This is a genomic window from Kribbella sp. NPDC051137, assembly GCF_040682535.1.
Classification (GTDB): Bacteria; Actinomycetota; Actinomycetes; order Propionibacteriales; family Kribbellaceae; genus Kribbella; species Kribbella karoonensis.
In genome coordinates, this window is the sequence record NZ_JBFBBI010000006.1 from 547,086 (window position 1) to 571,451 (window position 24,366).

Genomic DNA, 24,366 nt, shown 5'->3' on the forward strand with positions numbered 1-24,366 from the left:
GCATGCACGAGAACATCACCGCGCTCCTGATCGAGCTCGGCGCGGTCATCCTTGCCCTGGGCGTGCTCGGGCGGATCGCCGGACGGCTCGGATTCTCCCCGATTCCGCTGTACCTGCTGGCCGGACTGGCGTTCGGGCACGGCGGGCTCCTGCCGCTGGCCGCGAGCGAGGAGTTCGTTGCCACCGGCGCCGAGATCGGCGTGATCCTGCTGCTGTTGCTGCTCGGGCTCGAGTACACGGCGTCGGATCTCGTCGGCACGTTGAAGACGCAGTACGTCTCGGGCGCGGTCGACTTCCTGCTCAACGCGTTGCCCGGTGCGGCCGTGGCGCTGCTGCTCGGCTGGGGTCCGGTGGCGGCGGTCGCGCTGGCCGGTGTCACGTGGATCTCGTCGTCCGGGGTGATCGCGAAGGTGGTCGGCGACCTCGGCCGGCTGGGTAATCGCGAAACGCCTGTGGTGCTGGGCATTCTCGTCCTCGAGGACCTGTCGATGGCGGTCTACCTGCCGATTCTGACCGCGGTGCTCGCGGGCGTGGGGCTGGCCGGCGGGAGTATGACGTTGCTGATCTCGCTGGGGACGGTGAGCGTCGTACTGTTCATCGCGCTGCGGTACGGGCGGGTGATCAGCCGGGCGGTGTCGTCGGACAACCCGGAGATGCTGCTGCTCGTCGTACTCGGGCTGACGCTGCTGGTCGCCGGAATCGCGCAGCAACTGCAGGTGTCGGCGGCGGTCGGGGCGTTCCTGGTCGGGATCGCGTTGTCGGGTGAGGTCGCGCACGGTGCGCGGAACTTGCTGAGTCCGTTGCGGGACCTGTTCGCCGCGGTGTTCTTCGTGTTCTTCGGGTTGAGCACGGATCCGCGGAAGATCCCGCCGGTGCTGGCGGTCGCGTTCGGCCTGGCCGTGCTGACCACGCTCACGAAGGTCGCCACCGGCTGGTTCGCCGCCCGGCGCGCGGGGATCTCGGCCGCCGGTCGCTGGCGGGCCGGCGGAACGCTCGTCGCCCGCGGCGAGTTCTCGATCGTCATCGCCGGCCTGGCCGTCGGCGTCGAACCCAAGCTCGGCGCACTCGCGACGGCGTACGTCCTCATCCTGGTCATCCTCGGCCCGCTCGCCGCCCGCTACACCGAGCCGCTTGCCCGCCGCCTCACCCGGAAACAGTCACCCCCTGTGGAAGCCCCTGCCGCGGAGCGCCTGGACGACCCCGCCAACACCCCAACCTGACCCGCCCGCTTCGTGGTCGAGCAGTGCGCGCTTGCGGTCGATGCCGCCGCCGTACCCGGTCAGGCTGCCGGTCGAGCCGACCAGGCGGTGGCACGGAACGATGATGCTGATCGGGTTCTTCCCGTTCGCGAGCCCGACCGCCCGGGCCGACTGCGGCTTCAGTCCGAGCGCCGCCGCCAGTCCGCCGTACGTCGTGGTCTCGCCGTACGGGATGTCCTGCAACGCCGCCCAGATCCGCCGCTGGAACGCCGTCCCGTTGAGGTGCAGCGGTACGTCGAACGTCGTCCGCCCGTGGTGGAAGTACTCGTCCAACTGCTCCGCCACCACGGGCAGCACCGCATCGTCCCGCTCCCCGAACCCGCTCTCGTCGGGCCGGTACCGCTGCCGGTCCATGTAAAGCCCGGTCAGCTCGCCCGCATCCGTCCCCACCAGCGTGAGCGGACCGAGCGGGCTGTCAACGACGGCGTACGTCACCGGATGGACTCCCACCGGCCGCGGTCGATCCGGTAGAACACGTGCCGCTTCAGCCGGTGCCCGTCCTCGATCCGCGGGTGGTCGAAGTCGCCGGCCTCGTCGTGCACCATGCCGATCCGCTGCATCACCCGCTGCGACGGCACGTTCGTGGTCGCGGTGAACGACACGACCTCGTCCAGCCCGCCCGGCCCGAACCCGTACGCCAGCGCCGCCCGGGCTGCCTCGCTCGCATAACCGTTGCCCCAAGCCCCTTGAGCGAGTCGCCAGCCGATCTCGACCGCCGGCATGAAGTGTGCGTCGAACCTCGGCACCGAGAGTCCGGTGAACCCGATGAACTCGCCGGTCTCCCGCACCTCGACCGCCCACAGTCCCCAGCCGCGCTCGTCGATCAGCGGGCGGTTCCGGTCGATCAGATCGTCGCTCTGCTCGCGCGTCTGCGGCGCCGGGAAGTGTTCCATCACGGCGGGATCGGCATTCAGTGCGGCGTACGGATCACGGTCGGAGTCCCGCCAGTTCCGCAGCAGCAGGCGGTCGGTGGTCAGCTCGGTCATGTCACTCCACGGGGATCTTGTTGATCGCATGGTCACCGGTGGCCCAGAGGTACTGCACCGCGTACGCACGCCAGGGCCGCCACGCGCGGGCGTGGTCGGTCAGGGGTTTAGGGGCCTCGGGCAAGCCTAAGTCCCGCGCGGCGTAACGGATACCGAGATCGCTGGCCACGAAGGCGTCCGGGTCACCGAGGGCTCGCATCGCGATCGACTCGACCGTCCACGGCCCGATCCCGGGGAGCGCCGCCAGTTGCTCGCGGGCCCGGTCCCAGTCGGCGCCCGCGCCCAGGTCGATGTCGCCGTTCGCGAGGGTCCCGATCAGCGTGGTGAGCGTCGTACGCCGGGTCTTCGGGAACGCGAGCGTCTCCGCATCCAGCCCGGCCAGCGCCTGCATCGTCGGAAACAGGTGCGTGAGCCCACCGGAGGGATCCTCGATCGGCTCACCGTGCTGCAGGACCAGGCGGTGCGCGTGCGTACGGGCGGCAGCCGTGGACACCTGCTGCCCGAGGACCGCGCGGACGGCGAACTCCTCACCGTCGACGGTGTGGGGAACGCGTCTCCCCGGGGCCTTCGCGATCAGCGGCGCGAGCACAGGATCGGCGCCGAGCAGGTCGTCGACGGCGACCGGGTCCGCGTCCAGGTCGAGCATCCGGCGGCAACGGCTGATCGCGATCGCCAGGTCCCGCTGGTCGGTGAGCGACAGCTGGCACGCGATGTGGTCCGGCATCGGCTTGAGCGCGACGACGCCGTGACCGTGCGGAAGCCGGAGAGTACGGCGGTAGTGGCCGTCGCGCCACTCCTCCACCCCTGGTACGCCGGTCGCGATCAGGTGGCCGAACAGGTTGTCGGGCGTCAACGGCGCGCGGAACGGGAGCCGCAGCGAGATCGTGCCCGGCGCGACGGACGCCGCACCCCGGCGGGCGCGGCGGCGGAGCTCCGTCGGCGCGAGCGCGAAGACCTCCTGCACGGTCTCGTTGAACGTCCGTACGCTCGAGAACCCGGCGGCGAAGGCGACGTCCGCCATCTGCAGCTCGCTCGTCTCGATCAGCAGCCGGGCGGTCTGCGCACGCTGCGCGCGGGCGAGCGCGAGCGGCCCGGCGCCGAGCTCGGCGAGCAGTTGCCGCTGCACCTGCCGCACGCTGTACCCGAGCCGGGTGGCCAACCCCGGTACGCCGTCACGGTCGACGACGCCGTCCGCGATCAGCCGCATCGCCCGGGCGACCAGGTCGGCGCGGTCGTTCCACTCCGGGGATCCCGGGCTGGCGTCCGGCCGGCATCGCTTGCAGGCGCGGAACCCGGCCTGCTGGGCGGCGGCAGCGCTCGGGTAGAACCGCATGTTCTCGACCTTCGGCGGCACCACCGGGCAACTCGGCCGGCAGTAGATCTTCGTGGTCAGCACCGCCGTGAAGAACCACCCGTCGAACCGCGCGTCCTTGGACTGCACCGCGCGGACGCATCGCTCCCTGCACTCGTACACGCCCTCCAGCATCCCTGCCGCCACCGACAATCACTAGCGGATTTACGACATGGAGGTGACCGGTCGATTCGCGGGTTTGCGACGGCAGGATCCGGTGGCGGATTCTCGCCAGCTTCACGGACCGCGCGCCGGTGAGATTGAAACATGAACGAACTACTGGGCAAGAAGGCACTGGTGACCGGCGGCAGCCGCGGGATCGGCGCGGCCACCGCCGTCGCGCTGGCGGAGCGTGGGGCCGAGGTCGCGATCACGTACAGCACGTCCGCGGACGCGGCGGCGACGGTGGTGAAGGAGATCGAGGGGCTGGGGCGGCGCGGGTACGCGTTCGCGGTCGACGCGGGTGACGCGGTGGCGGCCGGAGACGGCGTACGGCGGGCCGCGGAAGCCCTTGGTGGGTTGGACATTCTCGTCAACAACGCAGGCGTCGGGGCGATCGCGCCGATCGGCGATATCTCGCCGGCGGACCTCGACCGGGTGCTGGCCGTCAACGTGCGCGGCGTGTACGCGACCACGCAGGCCGCCGTACCGCTGCTGTCCGACGGCGGACGCCTGATCCACCTCGGCAGCTGCGCCGCCGAGCGAGTCACGTCCCCCGGGATGACCCTCTACGCGATGAGCAAGTCCGCCCTCACCGGCCTCAGCAAAGCCCTCGCCCGCGAACTCGGCTCCCGCAACATCACCTCCAACGTAGTCCAGCCCGGCCCCACCGACACCGACATGAACCCGGCCAACGGCCCGTTCGCCGACCCCCAACTCGCCGACCTGTCCCTCCCCCGCTTCGCCGCCCCGGCCGAGGTAGCCGCCGCCATCACCTACCTGGCCGGCCCTCAGGCCGCCTACATCACCGGCACCGAACTAACCATCGCCGGCGGCCACACCGCCTGAGCACGCTAGCGTTGGCGGGGTGAAGTTCTCGGTGACGGTTGGGGCGGCGGGGCCGGGGCGGGATCCGCGGGGGCTGGCGGAGTTGGCGCGGGTGGTGGAGGGGGCCGGGTGGGACGGGTTGTTCCTGGAGGACTACCTCGTCTACCAGGGGGACGCGAGCCTGCCGACGTACGACCCGTGGATCTGCCTGGCGGCGATGGCGATGACGACCGAGCGGATCACGCTCGGTACGACGGTGACGCCGTTGCCGCGCAGGCATCCGTGGAAAGTCGCCGCCGAGGTGGTGGCGCTTGATCAGCTGTCCGGCGGGCGGATGATCCTCGGGGTCGGGAGTGGCGACCCCGGGGATCCGTTCCTGGAGCGGCAGCAGCCGCGGGTGCTGGCGGAGATGCTCGACGAAGGGCTCGAGATCATCGACCGGTTGTGGAGCGGGCAGCCGGTGACGTTCCACGGGAAGCACTACACGCTCGACGACGCGCAGCTCACGGCGCGGCCGGTGCAGCGTCCGCGGGTGCCGGTCTGGGTCGGCGGGAACATGCTGGTTCCCGCGGTACGGCGGCGGATCCGGCGGTGGGGCGGATCGTGTGCGTACAAAGGGAGTACGGACGCACCGCAGGAGATCACGCCGGACGATGTGCGGGAGCTGCTGGCCGGCGGGGCGGTCGAGGTGAAGGTGAGTGGCGGAGATCCCGCTGCGTTCGCGGCGGCGGGGGGGACTGGTGGGGACGATGGATCGCGCCAGGCCCGGCTGAGGACACACTGGCGATGGTGCGGCAAGGACCCCCGGAGATCTGAACCGTTGACAGCAGGGCGGACCGGCGAGAGACTGCGGGTGATTTGAACGTTCAAACCTGCGGGAGGTCGCCTTGGCTACGTTGAAGCAGGTGGCCGCGCACGCCGAGGTTTCCGTTCAGACGGTATCGAACGCTCTCAACGCGCCGCACCGGCTCCGCGCCGACACGCTCGAGCGGGTGAACCGCTCGATCGAGCTGCTCAACTACCGCCCCAATCGTAACGCCCGCAGCCTGCGCACCAGCGCGGTCGAGCTGATCGGGTACTGCGTGCCGAACTGGCCGAACCAGACGCACCTGGTGATGGACCAGTTCCTGCACGCCCTCTGCGCCGCCGCCGAACACACCGGCCGGCACATCCTGCTGTTCACCGCACCGCCCGGCGTCGACGGCATGCCGACGTACGACGATCTGCACGCCCGCCGGATGGTGGACGGGTTCGTGCTGTCGCAGACCGAGACGCACGACCCGCGGCACGGCTGGCTGAAGCAGCAGGGCATCCCGTTCGTGAGTTTCGGCCGGGTGTGGAAGCAGTCCACCCAACCCGGACCCTGGGTCGACGTCGACGGTGCGACCGGTTCCGCGATCGCGGTCCGGCACCTGCACGACACCGGTCGCCGCCGGATCGCCTTCCTGGGCTGGCCGAAGTCGTCCGGGCTCGCCGAGGACCGGCTGGCGGGCTGGCGCGGTGCCTGCAGGGATCTCGGCGTACCGACCACCGGCCTGGCCGTCCGGTGCCGCGTGGACAGCATCGAGGAAGGTGCCCGCGGCACCGCGCGACTGCTCGACTCCGGCCGCGCGTTCGACGGGATCGTTGCCCTGAGCGACGTTCTCGCGCTCGGCGCGCTCCGCGAACTGACCGCCCGCGGACTCACCCCCGGCGTCGACGTCGGGGTCGTCGGGTACGACGACTCACCGCTCGCCGAGGTCGTCTCGCCCGGCCTGACCAGCCTCCGGCAACCGATGGACCGGATCGCCGAGGAGCTGATCACGATCCTCACCGGCGACCAGCAGCCGGCCGAACGGCTGCTGCTGCCCGAACTGGTGATCAGGGGCAGCTCCGCCCCTGGCTGACCCGGCGCTCCCCCGGCGCCGCGAGAAGGAGGAACCGCCATGACTCCCGATCCCACCAACCGAAGTAGCCGAGGTAGCACGCCCCCGCTCCGGCGAAGGCCGGTCGGCCGCGCCGTCGGCGTCACGCTGCTGGCCACCGCGACCGTGCTGGCCGGCTCAGCCTCCGCACTCGCCGGCCCGACGACAACCACCGGCAGGACGGCAACGGCAAGCGCACCGTCCGAGCTCTCCGAGAGCACTCGCCTCGCGGATCGGCGGTCGCTCGTGGTCGGCGATCGCGCCTACGCGATGGGCGACGAGTCCGGCCTCTATCCCGCCGCCGGCTGGCATGTCCGCGGCGAGATGGGCGGCTTCTGGACGCAGCCGATCAAGCTGCTGGACGGCATCTGGTTCGGCCTCGACGGGAACTGGCTCGGCAAACAGGTCCCGGCCGCGAAGTACACCAGCGGCCACGGCTACAGCCGGATCGACTACTCCGGCTCCGTGAACGTCCGCCGTACCGACTTCGTCCCCGACGGCGTCCGTGCCACCCTGGTCGGCCTGACACTGAGCTCGAGTACGGCGAAGACGGTCAAGCTGGACGTCGACGCGCACTCCGAGCTGATGCAGCCGTACCCGTGGGACTGGACGGCCCCGACCGCGATCGACGCCAATCTGCCGGACACCGGTGACTTCGTCGACGGTGCGCTCCGGTTCCGCGAGCAGGGCACCCCGTCGTACCCGAACGCGAAGCCGCACGACTTCGCCGCGTTCGTCGGATCGTCCCTGCGTCCGGCGGACCACACGCTCGGCCCGGACCACCGCGGTCCGCAGAGCCCGGCGGTGATCTGCCCAAAGGACGGTACGACGCCCGCGCGCTGCGACGACTCGCTCACCGGCAAGGGAACCGGCGGCGGGCTCACGTACGACGTACCGCTGAAGGCCGGCGAGCAGAAGACGATCTGGTTCGCGGTGGCCGGATCGGACCAGGGCAGCAAGGTCGCCGAGGGCGAGTACCGCAAGGCGCTGAGTAACCCGGACCTGTTGCTGCGGGCAAAGACAGCGGCGCGGGCACAGATCGACGCGCAGTCCGCAGTGGACCTTCCTGGTGACCGGCTCCTGCAGCAGAGCGTCGAGTGGAGCAAGCAGAACCTGGCGGACTCGGTGCAGCAGGCGAACAACCTGCAGATCCGCGACGTCAACGAGGGCAAGGACTACCCGGCCTCGCTCGGTACGGTGCCGACCGCCCGCTGGTTCGGTGCCGGCTTCCCCGACTATCCGTGGCTGTTCGCGACCGACGGCGAGTACACCGCGTTCGCGGCCGTCGCGGCGGGGCAGTTCGGCACCGTCAAGGAACACCTGCGCGCGCTCCGCGACGTCAGCGACATCCTGAACAACCGCAGCGGCAAGGTCGCGCACGAGGTGACGCCGACCGGCGACGTGTACTTCGGCTCGAACCAGAGCGCCGGCAACACCGACGAGACGGTGAAGTTCCCGAGTACGGTCGCGCTGCTGTGGCGGTGGACCGGCGACGACAAGTTCCGCGACGAGATGTACGACTTCTCCGTCCGGAACCTGCGGTACGTCTACAAGAACCTCGACAAGGACGGCGACGGCTGGCCCGAGGGCCTGGCCAACGTCGAACGGGCCGGCATGGGCGTGGAGAAGCTGGACAGCACCGTGTACCTCGACCGCGGGCTGCGTGACCTGGCCGACCTCGCCGCCTCCAAGCACGACACCAGGACCGCGCAGTGGGCGACCGCGCGGGCGACCGACCTGGAGTCCCGCTTCGAGGCGCAGTGGTGGGTGCCGCAGGCGATGGGGTACGCCGATTCGATCGACGACCCGGCCGACCCGGCGAACGACAACACCCCGATCTTCCAGCGGCACTGGATCGGCGTGACCCCGATGGAGGTGGAGCTGACCCGCCCGGACGGGACCTCGCCGCTCGCGTCGACGGAGCACGCGAACGTCGCGCTCGACCAGCGCGAGAAGCCCTGCTACACCGGCGAGTTCGGGCTGTTCCACACCGGCACCGGTCCGACCTCGGACCCGAAGGGGAACCCGGGCCCGTCGTGTGACGGCGTGGTGTCGCAGGTGCCGAGCGAGCGCAGCATCTTCGGCCTGAACACCTCGATCATGGCGGTCGCCGAGGGCAATTTCGGCCGCCTGGGTACGAAGCAGCAGCAGGTGTACACCACCGGCAACGCACGGATCCAGCTCGACCCGACGGTCTGGGAGACCCCGGGGGCGATGCCGGAGATCGCGCCGTCGCCGGACTCCCCCGCCAACATCGGCCGCGCGTTCTACGACCGCTCGATGGCGCTGCAGGCCTGGGGTACGTACGGCATCCTCTGGCCGGTGATCCATCAGCAGCTCGGCGTCGACCCGGATCTGGGCCACCGGCGAATCTCTGTCGTGCCGCAGCTCCCGCAGGGTCAGCCGAAGGTTGCCGGTCGCAACATCCGGGTCGGCAACGGGTCCGTGGACGTGTCCGCGAGCCTTGCCGGCAAGGCGTTGACGACCGACGTGACCGCTCACGGTGTCGGGGCGGCGCTGACGGCGGGCGCGGTGCTGCCGGCCGGGGCGAAGGTCCGCGGCGTGACGGTGAACGGGCACGCGGCGGCGTACCAGCTCGTCACCACCAGTCGTGGAACGGAGGTCCACGTGCCGGCACGCGATGCGCACACGACCCTGGTGATCACACTGCAGTAGCTCCGGACAAAGGTGGGGCCCCTCCGCGTATGAGTCGGAGGGGCCCGCACAGCTGAAGGAAAGTGACGTCTCCAGCTTCCCGAACCGGGTCCGTGGAGGCCGGCAGACCCCGTCACCGGTCTACCTCGGTGGGGATCCCCACCGCGAGGGCCCTCGGTTTCCGTTCGACCCGTTACCCCGATCCGAGGCAACGTATCGACAGTTCTACGCCCGTCGGCGAGGTCGGCACAAGCCTTTCCTGAGGACAGATTCGGTCGTCCACAGTGATCGCGTCACCATCCACAGGAACGACCCGAGTTATGCACACCCCCTGTGCATAACGTGTCTTAGCCCTTAGGAGGTTTGACCGCCATCGGCTGCAGCAGGCGGTACCCGGCGTACAGGCCGAGAGCGCTGACGACGAGCACCGACGGTACGGCGACGGCGAGCGGCGGGCGGTGGTAGCCGACGTTGTTCAGGATGGCCGCGAGCCACTGCGCCACCAGCAGCAACTCGGCCGCCGCGGCCGGTAGCAGCGCCAGCGGGAGCAGCAGCACCCCCCGCCAGAGCCCGAACCGCACGAACGTGATCCCGAGCAGCCAGCCGGTCACCTCGTGGGACAGGATCATCAGGAAGTACTCCGCGAAGATCAGCCCCGCCTGTGACGGGCTGCCGAACAGGTGCGCGTTGGTCAGTTTGTCCGGCCAGCCCTGCCACGCGTACAGGCCGCGTTCCACCTGGTAGACCAGCACCCAGAGCACCGACGTCGCGACCGCGGCACCGGTGAGGTAGATGCCTGCGGCAACCGAAAACATCCGCCGGGTGATGCCCTGGGAGACCAGCAGCGCGAAGTACGCCGGGGTGATCGTGATGCCGAGCGCCATCGAGAAGTACTTCGGGGACTGGGTCCCGTAGTCCCAGGCACTCGCGGTGACCCCACCGGACACCAGCTGGATGAGCAATCCGACGAAGAACAGCGCGAACACCATCACGGCCCAGTACACGGTCAGCATCGGCCGCAGCCCGATCACCATCGACAGCACCGACTGCCGCAACCGGTGCCCGTGGGTGGCCTCGCGCGGCAGCACCGCAGTACTCATGACTGGGCTCCCGTGAGATGAACGAACAGATCTTGCAGGCCGACCGGGCCGACTTCCAGGCCGGCCGCGGCCGCCTGGGTGAGGAGCGCCGGGTCGAGATCGCCGAGGACCGTGGCGGACTTCGTGCCACCCAGCCGCTCCTCCGCGAGCACCGTGAACCGGGCAGTGAACTCGTCGACCGTCGCGACCGGCCCCACGATCGACGCTCCGCGGCCGCGGAGCGCGTCCACCGGCGACTGCGTGACGAGCCGGCCCTTGTCGAGGATCACGACCTCCTCGAGCATCGTGCTGACCTCGCCGACCAGGTGCGTCGAGAGCACGATCGTGCGCGGCACCTCGGCGTAGTCGGCGAGCAGCATGTCGTAGAACAGGTTCCGGGACGGGACGTCCATCCCCAGGTAGCTCTCGTCGAAAATGGTCAGCGGGGCGCGGCTGGCGAGACCGAGGACGACGCCGAGCGCGGACTTCTGACCGCGGGAGAGCTTCTGGATCTTCTTGTCCTGCGGGATCTCGAAGCGATCCATCAGCTCGGCGGCCAGGTCCGCGTCCCAGTACGGGCGGAGTGCGGCGGCCAGCCGGACCGCGTGCTTCACCGGTACGGCGTCCGGTACGTCGCCGGACTCGCGGATCAGGCACGTCCGGCTGGTGACGACCGCGTTCTCGTACGGCTCCTGCGCCGCGCCGAGGTCACCGCCCTCGATCAGCACCCGGCCGACGTCCGGCCGGCGGAACCCGGCGAGCGTCGCCGCCAGCGTGCTCTTGCCGGAGCCGTTCCGGCCGAGGAGCCCGTGGATCTTGCCGGGGGCGAGTCGTAGGTCGAGCCGGTCCAGTGCGGGCACCCCGGCGAACCGGACCGACAACTCCTCTGTGCGCACGGTCAGCGCGGTGGTCATCAGCTCGCACCCCCGATGCGCTGGACGATCTCGTTCAACGGGATCCCGATCGCCTTCGCCTCCCGGATCATCGGGTCGACGACGTCCGCGAAGAACGAGTCCCGCCGGCCGGTCCGCAGCAGGTCGCGGGCGTTCGGTGCGACGAACATCCCGATCCCGCGCTTCTTGTAGAGAATCCCGTCGTCGACCAGCTGCGCGAACCCCTTGGCCGCGGTCGCCGGGTTGATCCGGTAGAAGGCGGCGTACTGGTTGGTCGACATCACCTGCTCGTCCTCGGCCAGCGCACCGCTGACGATGTCGTTCTTGATCTGCTCGGCAATCTGCAGATAGATCGGACGCCGGTCGTCGAACACAACCCCCACCCCCTCGGTTCGTCGGTTGAGTGATGGACCGTAGCACCGGGGCAGGTCAGCCCGCGGCGGAGTACTGGGACTGCTGGAGCGACTTCTTCAGCGCCGGTACGACGGGACCGACCCGAACGGCAAGCTGCGCCAGGCGGTCCTTGTGCCGCGTGCGTTGGTCCTTCGTCACGACGGTCCGGAGATCCGCGGTCGCCGCGAGTACGACGACCGACGCGTCCCGGAGGTCCACCCGCGACACCAGCCGCGACGGCCGGAGCGTGTCCTGCGCGGTCCGCAGGACGTCACGCCGTACCAGCGGATGCCGGAGCGTGATCCGGTCCGCCGGGATGATCCCGAGCACGCGGTGCGGCTCCACCTTGATCAGGTGCGCGCGGGCGAGCTCGTCGCGGACCTGCCGCACGGTCACGCCGCCGCGCCGGTCGATCCAGTGCCGCCAGCGCCGCGGACCGACGCCCCGCAGTTCGTCCAGCACCCCCGCCGCCACCGGATCGGCCGGCGCCGGACCGGACATCACCCGCGCACGCCCGCTGTCGTCGTCGAGGATCCCACTCAGCTGCAGGTCCACCAGTACGGCGGCCCGCAGGACCTTCCCCAGCTTCGGCCGCGCCGTCAGCCGGCCGCGGGCCGGGTCGTAGGCGAGCAGGAAAAGCCTTGCAGCCAAGGACTCCGGGGCCGTCGCGTTGCCGAGCGCAACGGTCTTCCGCGGTCGGGCGGGCTGCCTGGCCGGTGTCGAGCGTTCCGGCCGCCGGAGCGGCGTCACCACAGCTCTACTCATCGTCTTCCTCCTTGGACGGACGGCCCGGCCGGCGTTGCTTGCTGACACCGGCCGGAAGGCGGCCGGCTTCGGCCAGGGCGCGACGAAGCAGGTACTCGATCTGGGCGTTGGTGCTGCGCAGGTCGTCGTTCGCCCAGCGGGCGAGCGCGTCGTGCACCGCGGGATCCAGCCGGAGCAGGACCTTCTTCCGTTCGACAGCCACGTCGATCGCTCTACTGGTACAGGGAGCCGGTGTTGACGACCGGTTGTGCGTCCCGATCGCCGCACAGCACCACCATCAGGTTGCTGACCATGGTCGCCTTGCGCTCCTCGTCGAGCTCGACCACCTCGTGTTCGGACAGCCGGTCAAGCGCCAGCTCGACCATCCCGACCGCGCCCTCGACGATCCGCTGCCGGGCCGCGACCACAGCACCCGCCTGCTGGCGGCGCAGCATCGCCTGCGCGATCTCCGGCGCGTACGCCAGGTGCGTGATCCGGGACTCGATCACCTGCACGCCGGCCGCGTGCACCCGGGCGCCGATCTCCGCCGACAGCTTCTCGGTGATCTCGTCGGTGCTGTCCCGCAGCGACAGCACGTCCTCCTCGGAGTGCACGTCGTACGGGTAGCTGTTGGCGATGTGCCGGACCGCGGTCTCGGTCTGGATCGCCACGAACTCGACGAAGTCGTCCACCTCGAACATCGCCTGCGCGGTGTCCTCGACCTGCCAGACCACCACCGCGGCGATCTCGATCGGATTGCCGTCGGCGTCGTTCACCTTGGCGACCGCGGTCTCGTGGTTGCGGATCCGGGTCGACACCTCGCGCCGGGTCGCGATCGGCACCACCCAGCGCAGGCCGGTGGTCCGGACGGTCCCGGCGTACTGCCCGAGGAGCTGCAGCACCCGCGCCCGGCCCGGCGACACCGCGGTCAGCCCGGCGGCGACGAACACCGCAACGAGGAACACCAGGATGCCGAGCCCGACGATCCAGCCGTTCCCCGCGCCGGCGCCGAGGACGAACACGACCACCCCGATCACCGCCAGCACGAACGCCAGCCCTGCGAACGGCCACCCGTTCTGCTGCCGGCCGGCCCGCTCGGTCACCTTCGGGGCCGGCATCTCCACAACCACATCCGTCATCACATGCTCCTCTCGAATAGCTCGAAGGTAGCAAAGTGATATCACTTTTGCAAGACGAGAAGAACAGACCCGGCTTCGCCGGGAGTAGTGGAGAGGCGGGCTTCAGGGGAGGCGGGTGGTGAGGGACTCCAGGTGGGTTTGCCACTCGGTGGAGCGGGAGTTGGGGAGCGGGTCGATCGGGGACGGGCCCCAGGCGTGGATGGGGCGGATGCCGTGGAGGGCGTTGAGGAGCCACGCCTCGGTGGTTTCGGCGAGAGCTGCGGGGGTGATCGGGTGTTCGGAGACCTCGACCCCCTGGGCTGTGGCGATCCGGCGGAGGAGCGCCGCGGTGACCGACGGGAGGATCGGGCGCTCGGACGGCGGGAAGCAGAGGGTGTCGTCCTCCCACCAGGCGACGGCGGAGTACGCCGCCTCGAGCACGGTCCTGTCGGCGTCCAGCAGCAGGATCTCGTCGGCGCGATCCGGAGCGGCCTCCCGGAGCTTGCCGAGCAACTCCAGATCGGGACCCTTCACCCGCGGCGCGCTCCGCGGATCCGGGCCCTCGTACACCGCGACCCGCACACGCCCTCCGGTCGGCGGCGCCGGCCGCAACTGCACCGCCGGCTCCCCCGACGCGGGCAACTCGAACCGCGGGAACCAGCGCCCGAACCCGGGCAACCGCCCGATCTGCTCGTCCCAGAACGGCTCCGCGGCCACCCCCGCCGCGGCACACGACCTGACGAACCGGTCCCGGTGCAGCTCCAATCCCCGAACCTTGCCATTGGCAACCAGGAACGAGTCCGCCACCAACAGGTCACCCATTGACTCCCCCAACAGATCCGCCGACGGCAGCCGTTGCCTTCAGCACCATTTCGTCGTACTCCGCGACCGGGTCCGAGTCGAGCACGATCGCACCCCCGGCCCCGATCACGGTGGCGTCCGGGGTCAGCACCGCCGTCCGGATCACCACGCTCAGGTCCGCCCGCCCGTCCACGGTCAGGTAGCCGAGCGCCCCGGAGTACACACCCCGTGCGCTCGGCTCCAGCTCGTCGATGATCCGCATGGTCCGGATCTTCGGCGCCCCGGTCATCGACCCCGGCGGGAAACACGCCCGGACGGCGTCCACCGCGGTGACGCCGTCACGCAGCCGGCCGCGGACCGTCGTCACCAGCTGGTGCACCGTGCGGTAGCTCTCGACCTGCATCAACTGCGGGACGTTGACGGTCCCCGGGACGCTGACCCGGCCGAGGTCGTTGCGGATCAGGTCGACGATCATCAGGTTCTCGGCGCGGGTCTTGTCGTCCTCGGCCAGCGCCTTCGCGGCGAGCCGGTCCTGCAGCGGGTCGTCGTCGCGCGGCGCGGTGCCCTTGATCGGGCGGCACTCGGCCCACCCGTCGCCGTCCACGGTGAGGAACCGCTCCGGCGACGAGCTGGCCACCGCGAGGTCGCCGTACCGGAGGAAGGCGGCGTACGGCGCCGGGTTCGCGGAGCGTTGCCAGCAGAAGAACTCGAACGGGTCCGGGACCGCGGGCAGCCGGACACGGTTCGTCAGGTTGACCTCGTACGTCTGCCCCGCCTCGAGCTCGGCCAGGACCCGCGCGATTCCGGCGAGGTACGTCGTACGGTCCTGCTCGAGGTGCGACTCGAGGTCGAGCCGGGCGATCGCCGGCGGATCGACCCAGCCCATCCACCAGTCCGTCGCAGCCCGCTCGGCCCGGTCCAGCCAGTCGTCACCGCCGTCGAGCGTCACCAGGTGAGTGCGGTGGTGGTCGTGGTCGATGACGACGAACCGGTCAGCCCAGATCCACAGCGCGTCGGGAGTCGGCGACTCGTGCGCGGCGACTCCCCCGGTGAGCGCCTTCAGCTCGTACCCGAAGTACCCGACGTAGCCGCCGCAGAACAGTCCGGCGAGCTCCGTCGGCGGCTCGCCCGCCCGCTCGGCGAGCAGGTCGTTCAGCTCCGCGAAGACGTCACCGTCCGCGACGTTGCGGGTCATCACCGGCGCGGTCGTCGTACCCAGAACCGACACGTGCCGGGGTGTGCGATCCGTGAGGCTGCCGTCCAGCCAGTACGCGACCGGCTCGGCCGCCAGCAGCTCGCGGTAGACCGTCTCACCGTCGAGCGCCCGGTCGAGCGTCCGGACGGACCAGCGCAGCGCACTCACAAGCACACGTTACTGGCTCAGAACCGGCTCAGACAGTCAGCGCGACCTTGGTCCGCATCGCGGTGATCCGGCGGATCGGGATCGCCACCTCGAGCCCGTCCTTGGCCTCGGCCCGGTCTGCGAGCCAGGCAGCCGCGGTGTCCCGCCGCGCGTCGGGCGTACCGGGCAGGTACAGCGCGTTCACGAGGCGCACAGCGTCGTCGCGGCTGCGGATCATGTACACGTACCGCTCGCGCTGGCTCTCCAGTACGTCGAACCCGGCGTGCTTCAGCTGGTCCTTCAGCTCGGTGATCTCGCCGCCGGCCGGGAACTGCGGCGTCGACCGCAGTCGCGTGGCCAGCCCGCTCAGCGTCCGGATGTCGCCGCGCCGCAACGGCCGGACGGCCGGCACGATCGCCGCCAGTACGCCGCCCCGCCGCAGCACCCGGGCCGCCTCCGCGAGCACGTCCGGCAGCGGCTGCAGCACCATCAGCCCCATCGAGCACGTCACGACGTCGAAGACCTCGTTCGCGAACGGCAGGTGCACGGCGTCCGCCCGGACCTTCGGGCCCGGCGCGCCCGCGAGCTGGGCCGCGTTGTTGTCGACGCCGACCACCCAGCGCCCGTACAGCTCCCGCGCGACCGGCCCGTTGCCGCAGGCCAGGTCGAGGATCCGGCGCGCCTCCCCGGACACCGCCCGGACCAGCCAGCGGTACGGCGTGTGATCGCCCGCCACCGCACGGGACAGCAACGCCTCGGTGCTACCGGGCGTGGTGGTATGGAACTCCCGCAGGTACTGCGGCCAATCGACAGGATTCTCAGACATCGCGGACCGACGCTACCGGCAGAACACCCGAGCTGTCAGACCCGGCTGACGAAGATGTGACCGGCGGTCTCGTCGCTGATCACGCCGCCGGCCTCCCGGCTGCCGACCAGGACGCCCTCGGCGTCCAGCGTCGAGTCCACCTCGCGACCGGGCAGCGCACCGGCCTTCCGCAGCACCGCCATCGCGCCGTCGTCGGTCTGCACCGGCTCGGCGATCCGGCGGACCAGCACCCGCACACTCTCGCCGGTCGCCGCGTCGAGCACCTGGTCGAGCGGCTCGACGCCGATCCGGAAGTCCTCGATCCCGCTCGCCGCGCTGGTGGTCTGCAGCTCCTCCAGGCCCGGGATCGGGTTCCCGTACGGCGACTCGGTCGGGTTGCCGAGCAGCTGCAGCAGCCGCAGCTCGACGGCGTCGCTCATCACGTGCTCCCAGCGGCAGGCCTCGGCGTGCACGTCCTCCCACTCGAGCCCGATCACGTCGACCAGCAGCCGCTCGGCCAACCGGTGCTTGCGCATCACCCGGACCGCCTGCTTGCGGCCGACGTCGGTGAGCTCCAGGTGGCGGTCGCCCTCCACCTTGATCAGACCGTCCCGCTCCATCCGCGCGACCGTCTGACTGACCGTCGGACCCGACTGGTGGAGCCGCTCGGCGATCCGTGCCCGCAGCGGCACGATGCCTTCTTCTTCCAGCTCGTAGACGGTCCGCAGGTACATCTCGGTGGTATCGATCAGGTCGCTCACGACAACCATTCTCACCTATGCAGGCAAGCCTTACCCAATCGCAACGGGTACAGGCGGAGGATGAGCACAGTGACGACAGTGATGTGGTTCCGGCGTGATCTCCGGCTGGCCGACAACCCGGCGCTGCTCGACGCGGTGGCCGGCGGGCGCGTTCTCGGGCTGTTCGTCCTGGATCCCCTGCTCTGGGGGCGAGCCGGCGATCCACGGCGCGAGCACCTGGCCGCCTCGTTGCGCAGCCTGTCCGCGTCGACCGGCGGGCGGCTGGTCGTACGGCGGGGCGATCCGGCCGTCGTGGTTCCCGCCGTCGCGGACGAGATCGGCGCGTCGAGTGTCCACATCAGCGCGGACTACGCGCCGTACGGACAGCAGCGTGATCAAGCAGTTGAAGCCTCATTGAGGTGTCCGCTGGTGCGGACCGGATCGCCGTACGCGGTGGCGCCCGGGCGGGTGCTGAACCAGCAGGGCCGGTCGTACCAGGTGTTCACGCCGTACTTCAAGGCCTGGCTCGCGCACGGATGGCGGCAACCGGTGGCGGCACCCACGAACGTCGAGTGGATGTCCGCGCCGAGCGAGGACCTGCCGGCCGGGTCGGCCACCGCGGGTGAGCAGGCGGCGCTCGACCGGTGGCGTTCGTACAACCCGACCGGATACGAAGCCGAGCGGGACCGGCCCGATCTGGACGGCACGTCGCGGATGTCGGTCCCGTTGAAGTACGGCGAGATCCATCCGCGGACCATGCTCGCGGGGCTCGGCAGCGAGGCCTACCGGCGGGAGCTCGCGTGGCGGGAGTTCTGCGCGGATCTGCTCGTCCGGTACCCGGAAGCCGCATGGAAACCGCTGCGTCCGGAGTTCGAGAAGATGCAGTACGACGAACCGGGCGCGCTGTTCGACGCCTGGCGCGAGGGCCGTACCGGGTTCCCGTTCGTGGACGCGGGGATGCGGCAGCTGGCGGCGAGCGGATTCATGCACAACCGGGTGCGGATGGTGGTCGCGTCGTTCCTGGTCAAGGACCTGCATGTGCACTGGAAGTTCGGGGCGCGCTGGTTCATGCGGTCGCTGACCGACGGCGACCTCGCCTCGAACGCGCTGAACTGGCAGTGGGTTGCGGGCTGCGGCGCGGACGCGGCGCCGTACTTCCGGATCTTCAACCCGGTCGGCCAGGGCCTGAAGTTCGACCCTGACGGCAGCTACGTACGGCGTTGGGTCCCAGAGCTGCGGCACCTCCACGGCAAGCAGGCACACGAGCCGTGGAAGTACGGCGCCGGCGACTACCCCGGGCCGGTCGTCGACCACGCCGAGGCGCGGCGGGAGTCGTTGCGCCGCTACGAGGCGATCCGCTCTTGACGCCCGCTTGATCCATAGCTCTATAGTGCTAGTTACCTAGATGAATGAGGTAACCAGCATGATCGAGTTCCACCTGGACGGCCGGTCCGGGGTCTCGCCGTACCAGCAGATCGTCCAGCAGGTCCGGAACGCGTTGCGGCTCGGACTCCTGCGCGAAGGCGACCAGCTGCCGACCGTGAAGGACGTCGTCGCGGCGCTGGCGATCAACCCGAACACCGTGCTCAAGGCGTACCGCGAGCTGGAGCACGAAGGCCTGGTCCAGGCCCGTCCCGGCCGCGGCACGTTCGTCACCCGCACACTCACCGACAACACCCTCGCCGCCCACGGTCCGCTCCGCCAGGACCTCCGGCGCTGGCTCACGAAGGCCCGCAAAGCCGGTCTCGACGACGAGAGCATCGAGGCGCTGTTCCTGACAACCTTTCGGTCCGCCGCTCAGGAGGACATAGCATGACCGTTCTGCAAGCCCACGGGCTGGGGAAGAAGTATGGGCGGCGCTGGGCGTTGACCGACTGCGATCTGGAGGTGCCGGCCGGACACGTGGTCGGACTGGTGGGGCCCAACGGCGCCGGCAAGAGCACGCTCCTGAACCTCGCCGTCGGCATGTTGTCGCCGAGCGCCGGTTCCGTGGAGGTGCTCGGGGCGGCGGCCGGGACGCAGCAGGCGAAGGTCGGGTACGTCGCCCAGGACACGCCGACGTACGGCCGGCTGAGCGTCGGCGATCACCTGAAGCTCGGTGCGCGACTCAACCCGGCGTGGGACGAATCCCTTGCACAGCAACGGATCCATCGCCTCAAGCTGGACCTGAAACAGCGGGCCGGGCGGCTGTCCGGAGGTCAGCGGGCACAGCTCGCACTGACCCTCGGGCTGGCGAAACGGCCCGAGCTGCTGATCCTCGACGAGCCGGTGGCCGCACTGGATCCGCTGGCCCGGCGCGAGTTCCTGCAGGACCTGATGGAGGCGGTCGCCGAGCAGGAGCTCAGCGTCGTACTGTCCTCGCATCTCGTCTCCGACGTGGAACGCGCCTGCGACTACCTGATCGTGCTGGTCGACTCGCGGGTGCAGGTCAGCGGTGAGATCGACACGTTGCTCGCCACGCACTTCCGGATCACCGGTCCGCGGCGCGACCAGAAGGATCTGCCCCGCGACCAGCACGTCGTCACGGCGAGCCACACCGACCGGCAGTCGACGTTCCTGATCCGCACCGACGGGCCGATCCACGATCCGGCCTGGACGGTCTCCCAACTCACGCTCGAGGACCTCGTGCTGGCCTACATGGGCCGCGACGTGCAGCCCGAGCGCCCGGCCCTGGAGGTGCAGCGATGATCTGGCTGACCTGGCGGCAGTTCCGCGTCCAGTTCCTGGTCGTGGCGACGGCGATCGTCGTGGCCGCGATCTTCTTCGCCGCGACCGGTCCCGGCCTGGCCGACGACTACCACCGGTGGACCACGGCCTTCCTCCAGAACCTCGGCTACCAGCGGCTGAACCCCATGCTGTACCAGGTCGGGATCGTGATGCTGTACGCCGTACCGCCGGTGATCGGCGCGTTCTGGGGCGCGCCGCTGATCGCCCGAGAACTGGAGACGGGCACCCACCGGCTGGTGTGGAGCCAGAGCATCTCCCGGTGGCGCTGGCTGGCCACCAAACTCGGCCTCACCGGCCTGGCCGCACTGGGCATCGCGGGACTGCTCAGCTTCGCGGTCACCAAGTGGTCGGCCCCGATCGACGCCGCCCTCGACGCGGGCCAGGACTCGAACACCTACCTGCCGCGGATGTTCCCGTTGCCGTTCGGCGCCCGTGGTCTGGTGCCCGTCGCATACGTCGCGTTCGCGTTCGCGTTCGGTGTCGCGATGGGACTGGTCATCCGCCGTACGGTCGTCGCCCTCGCGGTCACGTTGACCGTGGTCATCCTGGTCGAGGTGCTGGCGCCGTCGCTGATCCGGCCGCACCTGCTGGCGCCGACGGAGTCGTACCTCACCGTGACGCAGGACACCATCCGCGGCTTCGGGATGACCGGCCCGAACGGCTCGGTCAAGCAGATCGAGGTGGCCTCCGGGTCGGTCGGCGCCTGGAAGTTCTACGACCGCACCGTCGACAAGGCCGGCAAGACAGTGGGTTCGCTGCCGGACTGGGTGGTCGACTGTGCACCGAGCGGACCGCCGCCGCCGGGGAACAGCAGCGTCTCCTCCGCGGGCCCTGTGTCCGCCAAGGCTGCCGCCTGCTTCAAGCGGTTGGCCGACGAGGGCTATCGGCAGCACATCAAGTACTTCGGGTCGAACACGTTCTGGGCGTTGCAGTGGCGGGAGTTCGGGTTCTTCCTGTTGCTGGCGGCGCTGCTGACCGGGTTCAGTTTCTGGCGGATCCGGCGCGACCTCTCGTGAACCGGCGTACCAGCAGACCTGCTGCCAGGACGGCTGCGGCGACGACGGCGGAGGTCCAGGGCAGGCTGACGGCGAGTACTACGCAGCCGGTGAGGCCGAGGACGTTGACGGCGCGGGGCCAGCGGCGCTGGTCGGGGGGCTGGGTGAACGCGGAGGCGTTCGCGATCGCGTAGTACAGCAGGACACCGAACGACGAGAAGCCGATCACGCCACGGAGATCCGTGGTGAGAACCAGGACCCCGACCACCACGGCGAGTGCGAACTCGGCGTGGTGCGGGACCTGGTAGCGCGGATGTACGGCGGCCAGCCAACGCGGCAGGTCGCCGTTCCGCGCCATCGCGAGCGAGGTACGGCCGATGCCGGCGATCAGGGCGAGCAGGGCGCCGAGGCTGGCCAGCGCGGCACCGATCCGGACGACCGGCGCCGCCCAGGCCGCACCGACCCCGTCGACCGCGGACGCGAGGGGCGCCGCGGTCGACGCGGGGTCGCTGGTCCGGAGCAGCGCGAAGGCGACCGCGAGATAGATGCCGATGGCAATCACCAGCGCGATGCCGATCGCCCGTGGGATCGTGCGGGCCGGCTCGCGGACCTCCTCGCCCATGGTGGCGATCCGCGCGTAGCCGGCGAACGCGAAGAACAACAGCCCGGCCGACTGGAGCACGCCGTACGGCGAGGTGCTCGCCGTACTGTGGTGGCTCGACGGAGCCGCGTAGAGCAGGACGAGCACCAGCGCGAGCACCACCAAGGTGCAGGTGACCAGAATCCTCGTGAGCCGTGCCGTCCTCGTCACGCCCCGGTAGTTGACCCCTGCAAGCACCACAACAGCCGCCAACGCAATCACCCGCTGAGCCCAGTGGTTCGGCACCACATAGGTCGCGAACGTCAAGGCCATCGCGGCACACGAGGCCGTCTTGCCGATGACGAAACACCACCCGGCGGCGAACCCCCACCACTCTCCCAGGCGTTCCCGTCCGTACACATACGTGCCACCCGACACCGGGTAGACCGCCGCCAGCTGGGCCGACGACACGGCGTTGCAGTAGGCAACAACCGCGGCGATCACGAGCCCCAGCAGCAGTCCGGACCCGGCGGCGTGCGCGGCGGGCGACCAGACGGCGAAGACACCCGCTCCCACCATCGAGCCGAGTCCGATCAGCACCGCATCCCCGACCCCGAGCCGGCGCGCCAAACCGCCCGGGGAGGGTACGACGGAGCCGGATGCGGCCATGTCAGTCGGTCTCCGCCATGGCCGCGGCGATTTTCGCTTCGGCATCGGCAACAACCTCCTCGGGGGCTTCGGGCAGGACGTTCGCCCACACGGCCAGCATCTCGCGCTTGGCCTCGAGCATGCCCAGCGGGCGGGGGTAGAACCACACGTGGAAGTGCGCGTTGCCGTCGCCCCAGCGGTAGACGTGGACCCGGGCGATGTCACCGAGTCCCAGGATGGCGCGCTCGACGCGCCCGACCACCGGGCCGTAGCTCTGTGCGAGCTTGTCCGGCAGGTCGGCGAACGAGTCGTGGTGGCTCCGGCTGGTCAGCCAGACCACGCCGGGAATGGTGACGCCGCTCGCGCGGCAGAGCGCCCAGTTGTCGTCGTACCACAGTGGCGCGTCGTGCTCGGACTGCTCGAAGTCGGCGAGCCAGTCACACAGGCCACAGGGCGCGCCGTCGGGTTCGCCGAGGCGGAGCGGTTCGGGGATCACCCGGGGCTGCGGTTCGAGGGCGACCAGCGGTTCGGCGTACGGAAGGGTCATGGCGGTCTCCTGCCCAAACGATGATGAGAGCGCCAGTGAAACACGCCTGTTGCAGAAAATGCAACAGGCATGTTTCATGCTTCGATCACGCCGCGCAGCACCAGGTCGAGGGTGAGCCGCCGGGCCCGGGACCGCGACCAGTGGTGCCGGCCGCGCATGTGCACGTAGGTCATGGCCGCCGACACCATCAGCACCTCTGCGACGTCGCTGATCCGCCCGTGCGGGTGCAGCGTTCCGTCCGCCTCACCCTCCCGGAGGAACCGCTCGAACGGGTCCAGGAACGACACCGGACCGTTCCGCGCCTGTTCCTGGTGGAAGACCAGGTCCGACGACAACATCAACGGCAGATGCCGGTCGATCACGTCGAACAGCGCCTCGAGCGTCCGGATCAGCCCTTCCCGGCCGGTCCCCGAGCCGGCCAGCACCGGCCACATCGTGTCCCGGTAGTCGTCGGCCAGCGCGTCCAGCAGCGAACTCAGCAACGACTCGACGGTCAGCCCCTGCCGCCACAGCGTCACCCGGGACCGCCCGACCTTCTCCGCGACCCGTTCGAGCGTCACGCCGGCCCAGCCGTGCTCGGACAGTACGGCGATGGTCGCCGTACGCAGCGTCTCGTCCACCGGCGGCCCCTTTGCCCCTTGTGCAACATGGTCGTTGCACTGCACGATGACTGTACCAACAGCGAGGAGGGACGGCGTGGACGGTCGAGGCGGTGCGGGCAAGGAGAGGACCGAGTTCCGGATCCAGTTCACCGAGCAGGAGCGCACCGGCCTGAGCGCGCTCGCCGCCGGGCTGCGCGGGGTGGCCGAATCCGACCTGTCCGAGGAGGACGCGCTGGTCGCGGCGCTCGAACTCGCCCTCACCCGGCTGATCGACGACTTCGAAGTACCCGACCCGACCGCCCGCGAGGAGGTCCAGCGCGCCCGCGACGACCTCCGCGCGCACTGGATCCGCGGCGCCGCGACCCTCTAGACAGCCTTCAGTACGTCGAGCAGGCGGGCCACTTCGGCCGCTACCGCGTCCCGCGCCGGGCCGAGGTACTTGCGGGTGTCGACCAGCTTCGGATTGTCGGCGAGGATCTCGCGGACCACGCCGGTGAAGACGTTGTTGAGGTGGGTGGCGATGTTGACCTTGGTCATGCCGGCTTCCACCGCACGCGTCAGATCGGCATCGGCCACGCCGGACGAGCCGTGCAGCACCAACGGAACCGGTACGACGTCCTTCAGTTGGGTGATCAGACCGAAGTCGAGCGTCGCCGTACGCTCGGTCATCGCATGGGATGAGCCGACCGCGACCGCGAGAGCGTCGACGCCGGTGGCCTCGGCGAAGGCGAGGGCCTCGTCAGGGCGGGTGCGGGCGCCGGAGGCGTGCACGCCGTCCTTGCCGCCGACCTCGCCGATCTCGGCCTCGACGAACACACCGTGCTCGTGGCAGAACGCCGTGACCTCGGTCGTCGCGGCCACGTTGTCGGCATAGTCCAGCTTCGACGCGTCGTACATCACCGACGTGAACCCGAGCGTCACCGCCTCGGTCACCAGGTCCCGGTCCATCGCGTGGTCGAGGTGGACGACGACCGGCACCGACGCGGCCGACGCGGCGGCCAGGGTCGCGACCCCGATCGGCTTCAGCGCGCCGTGGTACTTCACCGCGTTCTCACTGATCTGCAGGATCACCGGCGCACCGGCCTGCTCGGCGCCGGCGATCAGCGCGGTCGCGTGCTCCAGCTGGATCACGTTGAACGCACCGACGCCCCGACCGGCCTTGGCCGCACTCAGCACAACCTCGGCACCGGACACCAACGGCATGAGAACT

The 24,366-nt window shown here is 70.2% G+C and carries 27 protein-coding genes; 10 read left to right on the forward strand and 17 right to left on the reverse strand.

Annotation, left to right across the window (positions count from 1 at the left end; genetic code table 11):
* Positions 1–2: 2 nt before the first annotated feature.
* Positions 3–1,220: a cation:proton antiporter gene (locus tag AB0M51_RS33335; protein WP_344192199.1), complete on the forward strand. Its 1,218-nt coding sequence runs from the start codon at positions 3–5 to the stop codon at positions 1,218–1,220.
* Here the strand turns inward: AB0M51_RS33335 and AB0M51_RS33340 are convergent.
* Genes AB0M51_RS33340 through AB0M51_RS33350 form a run of 3 tightly spaced genes read right to left on the reverse strand, consistent with a single transcriptional unit; the run spans position 1,158 to position 3,719 of the window.
* Positions 1,158–1,694 carry a methylated-DNA--[protein]-cysteine S-methyltransferase gene (locus AB0M51_RS33340; RefSeq protein ID WP_344192197.1) on the reverse strand — a complete coding sequence of 179 codons (537 nt, stop codon included), beginning with the start codon at positions 1,692–1,694 and terminating at the stop codon, positions 1,158–1,160. The two genes, AB0M51_RS33335 and AB0M51_RS33340, sit on opposite strands and share 63 nt — an antisense overlap.
* Positions 1,691–2,245, reverse strand: coding sequence for a GNAT family N-acetyltransferase (locus AB0M51_RS33345; RefSeq protein ID WP_344192195.1), 555 nt, complete (start codon positions 2,243–2,245; stop codon positions 1,691–1,693). The genes AB0M51_RS33340 and AB0M51_RS33345 overlap by 4 nt, the downstream gene beginning before the upstream one ends.
* A 1-nt stretch (position 2,246) precedes the next feature.
* Positions 2,247–3,719, reverse strand: coding sequence for an AlkA N-terminal domain-containing protein (locus tag AB0M51_RS33350; RefSeq protein WP_344192193.1), 1,473 nt, complete (start codon positions 3,717–3,719; stop codon positions 2,247–2,249).
* A gap of 144 nt (positions 3,720–3,863) precedes the next feature.
* Between AB0M51_RS33350 and AB0M51_RS33355 the strand changes: the two genes are divergently transcribed.
* Genes AB0M51_RS33355 through AB0M51_RS33370 form a run of 4 tightly spaced genes read left to right on the forward strand, consistent with a single transcriptional unit; the run spans position 3,864 to position 9,163 of the window.
* Positions 3,864–4,604: an SDR family oxidoreductase gene (locus AB0M51_RS33355; RefSeq protein ID WP_344192191.1), complete on the forward strand. Its 741-nt coding sequence runs from the start codon at positions 3,864–3,866 to the stop codon at positions 4,602–4,604.
* 19 nt (positions 4,605–4,623) lie between these two features.
* Positions 4,624–5,445, forward strand: a complete 822-nt coding sequence (locus AB0M51_RS33360) for an LLM class flavin-dependent oxidoreductase (protein WP_344192189.1) — start codon at positions 4,624–4,626, stop codon at positions 5,443–5,445.
* 25 nt (positions 5,446–5,470) lie between these two features.
* Positions 5,471–6,469, forward strand: coding sequence for a LacI family DNA-binding transcriptional regulator (locus tag AB0M51_RS33365; protein ID WP_344192187.1), 999 nt, complete (start codon positions 5,471–5,473; stop codon positions 6,467–6,469).
* Positions 6,470–6,508: 39 nt separating this feature from the next.
* Positions 6,509–9,163: a glycogen debranching protein gene (locus AB0M51_RS33370; protein ID WP_344192185.1), complete on the forward strand. Its 2,655-nt coding sequence runs from the start codon at positions 6,509–6,511 to the stop codon at positions 9,161–9,163.
* A gap of 326 nt (positions 9,164–9,489) precedes the next feature.
* On the opposite strand, the gene AB0M51_RS33375 is transcribed toward AB0M51_RS33370, so the two are convergent.
* From AB0M51_RS33375 to AB0M51_RS33420, 10 genes are all read right to left on the reverse strand, one after another.
* A complete protein-coding gene (locus AB0M51_RS33375; RefSeq protein ID WP_344192183.1) occupies positions 9,490–10,242 on the reverse strand; it encodes a hypothetical protein in 753 nt (250 codons plus the stop codon).
* The gene (locus AB0M51_RS33380) at positions 10,239–11,135 is read right to left on the reverse strand and encodes an ABC transporter ATP-binding protein (protein WP_344192181.1); all 897 of its coding nucleotides are present in this window, start codon (positions 11,133–11,135) and stop codon (positions 10,239–10,241) included. The genes AB0M51_RS33375 and AB0M51_RS33380 overlap by 4 nt, the downstream gene beginning before the upstream one ends.
* A complete protein-coding gene (locus AB0M51_RS33385; protein WP_344192179.1) occupies positions 11,135–11,488 on the reverse strand; it encodes a GntR family transcriptional regulator in 354 nt (117 codons plus the stop codon). The genes AB0M51_RS33380 and AB0M51_RS33385 overlap by 1 nt, the downstream gene beginning before the upstream one ends.
* Positions 11,489–11,543: 55 nt before the next feature.
* Entirely contained in the window at positions 11,544–12,272 is a 729-nt protein-coding gene (locus AB0M51_RS33390; RefSeq protein WP_344192177.1) for a GPP34 family phosphoprotein, read from the reverse strand.
* Positions 12,265–12,474 (reverse strand): hypothetical protein, encoded by a 210-nt coding sequence (locus AB0M51_RS33395; protein ID WP_344192175.1) that lies wholly within the window; start codon positions 12,472–12,474, stop codon positions 12,265–12,267. The genes AB0M51_RS33390 and AB0M51_RS33395 overlap by 8 nt, the downstream gene beginning before the upstream one ends.
* Before the next feature lie 10 nt (positions 12,475–12,484).
* Positions 12,485–13,390 carry an SPFH domain-containing protein gene (locus AB0M51_RS33400; protein ID WP_344192173.1) on the reverse strand — a complete coding sequence of 302 codons (906 nt, stop codon included), beginning with the start codon at positions 13,388–13,390 and terminating at the stop codon, positions 12,485–12,487.
* A gap of 102 nt (positions 13,391–13,492) precedes the next feature.
* Positions 13,493–14,191 carry an aminotransferase class IV gene (locus AB0M51_RS33405; RefSeq protein WP_344192170.1) on the reverse strand — a complete coding sequence of 233 codons (699 nt, stop codon included), beginning with the start codon at positions 14,189–14,191 and terminating at the stop codon, positions 13,493–13,495.
* A complete protein-coding gene (gene pabB / locus AB0M51_RS33410) occupies positions 14,184–15,533 on the reverse strand; it encodes an aminodeoxychorismate synthase component I (protein WP_344192168.1) in 1,350 nt (449 codons plus the stop codon). The genes AB0M51_RS33405 and pabB overlap by 8 nt, the downstream gene beginning before the upstream one ends.
* Before the next feature lie 28 nt (positions 15,534–15,561).
* Positions 15,562–16,338: a methyltransferase domain-containing protein gene (locus AB0M51_RS33415; protein ID WP_344192166.1), complete on the reverse strand. Its 777-nt coding sequence runs from the start codon at positions 16,336–16,338 to the stop codon at positions 15,562–15,564.
* Positions 16,339–16,373: 35 nt separating this feature from the next.
* Positions 16,374–17,078 carry a metal-dependent transcriptional regulator gene (locus AB0M51_RS33420; protein WP_344192164.1) on the reverse strand — a complete coding sequence of 235 codons (705 nt, stop codon included), beginning with the start codon at positions 17,076–17,078 and terminating at the stop codon, positions 16,374–16,376.
* A 60-nt stretch (positions 17,079–17,138) separates the two neighbouring features.
* Between AB0M51_RS33420 and AB0M51_RS33425 the strand changes: the two genes are divergently transcribed.
* From AB0M51_RS33425 to AB0M51_RS33440, 4 genes are read left to right on the forward strand one after another with little or no spacing between them, the layout of a single operon-like run.
* Complete coding sequence (locus AB0M51_RS33425) at positions 17,139–18,422, forward strand: deoxyribodipyrimidine photo-lyase (protein ID WP_363751902.1); 1,284 nt, start codon at positions 17,139–17,141, stop codon at positions 18,420–18,422.
* A gap of 40 nt (positions 18,423–18,462) precedes the next feature.
* Positions 18,463–18,873 carry a GntR family transcriptional regulator gene (locus AB0M51_RS33430; protein WP_363751905.1) on the forward strand — a complete coding sequence of 137 codons (411 nt, stop codon included), beginning with the start codon at positions 18,463–18,465 and terminating at the stop codon, positions 18,871–18,873.
* Entirely contained in the window at positions 18,870–19,745 is an 876-nt protein-coding gene (locus AB0M51_RS33435; protein WP_344192158.1) for an ABC transporter ATP-binding protein, read from the forward strand. Before AB0M51_RS33430 ends, AB0M51_RS33435 begins: the two co-directional genes overlap by 4 nt.
* Positions 19,742–20,800: an ABC transporter permease subunit gene (locus tag AB0M51_RS33440; RefSeq protein ID WP_344192156.1), complete on the forward strand. Its 1,059-nt coding sequence runs from the start codon at positions 19,742–19,744 to the stop codon at positions 20,798–20,800. The genes AB0M51_RS33435 and AB0M51_RS33440 overlap by 4 nt, the downstream gene beginning before the upstream one ends.
* On the opposite strand, the gene AB0M51_RS33445 is transcribed toward AB0M51_RS33440, so the two are convergent.
* The 3 genes from AB0M51_RS33445 to AB0M51_RS33455 form a co-directional block, all read right to left on the reverse strand.
* Complete coding sequence (locus AB0M51_RS33445; RefSeq protein WP_344192154.1) at positions 20,766–22,028, reverse strand: APC family permease; 1,263 nt, start codon at positions 22,026–22,028, stop codon at positions 20,766–20,768. The two genes, AB0M51_RS33440 and AB0M51_RS33445, sit on opposite strands and share 35 nt — an antisense overlap.
* A gap of 1 nt (position 22,029) precedes the next feature.
* Entirely contained in the window at positions 22,030–22,554 is a 525-nt protein-coding gene (locus tag AB0M51_RS33450; RefSeq protein WP_344192152.1) for a hypothetical protein, read from the reverse strand.
* A gap of 74 nt (positions 22,555–22,628) precedes the next feature.
* On the reverse strand, positions 22,629–23,174 hold the full coding sequence (locus tag AB0M51_RS33455) for a hypothetical protein (protein WP_344192150.1): 546 nt from the start codon (positions 23,172–23,174) through the stop codon (positions 22,629–22,631).
* A 76-nt stretch (positions 23,175–23,250) separates the two neighbouring features.
* Here AB0M51_RS33455 and AB0M51_RS33460 point away from each other — a divergent pair, with 76 nt between their 5' ends.
* Entirely contained in the window at positions 23,251–23,526 is a 276-nt protein-coding gene (locus tag AB0M51_RS33460; RefSeq protein WP_344192148.1) for a hypothetical protein, read from the forward strand.
* Here AB0M51_RS33460 and AB0M51_RS33465 read toward each other — a convergent pair.
* Entirely contained in the window at positions 23,523–24,359 is an 837-nt protein-coding gene (locus AB0M51_RS33465; protein WP_344192146.1) for a class II fructose-bisphosphate aldolase, read from the reverse strand. The genes AB0M51_RS33460 and AB0M51_RS33465 overlap by 4 nt on opposite strands.
* Between the last annotated feature and the right edge of the window lie 7 nt (positions 24,360–24,366).

Bases quoted from the DNA above. Each gene is read 5' to 3' on its own strand.
- AB0M51_RS33335 (WP_344192199.1), top strand. From the start codon at position 3: ATGCACGAGAACATCACCGCGCTCCTGATCGAGCTCGGCGCGGTCATC.
- AB0M51_RS33345 (WP_344192195.1), bottom strand. From the start codon at position 2,245: ATGACCGAGCTGACCACCGACCGCCTGCTGCTGCGGAACTGGCGGGAC.
- AB0M51_RS33355 (WP_344192191.1), top strand. From the start codon at position 3,864: ATGAACGAACTACTGGGCAAGAAGGCACTGGTGACCGGCGGCAGCCGC.
- AB0M51_RS33370 (WP_344192185.1), top strand. From the start codon at position 6,509: ATGACTCCCGATCCCACCAACCGAAGTAGCCGAGGTAGCACGCCCCCG.
- AB0M51_RS33375 (WP_344192183.1), bottom strand. From the start codon at position 10,242: ATGAGTACTGCGGTGCTGCCGCGCGAGGCCACCCACGGGCACCGGTTG.
- AB0M51_RS33380 (WP_344192181.1), bottom strand. From the start codon at position 11,135: ATGACCACCGCGCTGACCGTGCGCACAGAGGAGTTGTCGGTCCGGTTC.
- AB0M51_RS33390 (WP_344192177.1), bottom strand. From the start codon at position 12,272: ATGAGTAGAGCTGTGGTGACGCCGCTCCGGCGGCCGGAACGCTCGACA.
- AB0M51_RS33400 (WP_344192173.1), bottom strand. From the start codon at position 13,390: ATGACGGATGTGGTTGTGGAGATGCCGGCCCCGAAGGTGACCGAGCGG.
- AB0M51_RS33405 (WP_344192170.1), bottom strand. From the start codon at position 14,191: ATGGGTGACCTGTTGGTGGCGGACTCGTTCCTGGTTGCCAATGGCAAG.
- AB0M51_RS33415 (WP_344192166.1), bottom strand. From the start codon at position 16,338: ATGTCTGAGAATCCTGTCGATTGGCCGCAGTACCTGCGGGAGTTCCAT.
- AB0M51_RS33425 (WP_363751902.1), top strand. From the start codon at position 17,139: ATGAGCACAGTGACGACAGTGATGTGGTTCCGGCGTGATCTCCGGCTG.
- AB0M51_RS33430 (WP_363751905.1), top strand. From the start codon at position 18,463: ATGAATGAGGTAACCAGCATGATCGAGTTCCACCTGGACGGCCGGTCC.
- AB0M51_RS33435 (WP_344192158.1), top strand. From the start codon at position 18,870: ATGACCGTTCTGCAAGCCCACGGGCTGGGGAAGAAGTATGGGCGGCGC.
- AB0M51_RS33440 (WP_344192156.1), top strand. From the start codon at position 19,742: ATGATCTGGCTGACCTGGCGGCAGTTCCGCGTCCAGTTCCTGGTCGTG.
- AB0M51_RS33445 (WP_344192154.1), bottom strand. From the start codon at position 22,028: ATGGCCGCATCCGGCTCCGTCGTACCCTCCCCGGGCGGTTTGGCGCGC.
- AB0M51_RS33450 (WP_344192152.1), bottom strand. From the start codon at position 22,554: ATGACCCTTCCGTACGCCGAACCGCTGGTCGCCCTCGAACCGCAGCCC.
- AB0M51_RS33465 (WP_344192146.1), bottom strand. From the start codon at position 24,359: ATGCCGTTGGTGTCCGGTGCCGAGGTTGTGCTGAGTGCGGCCAAGGCC.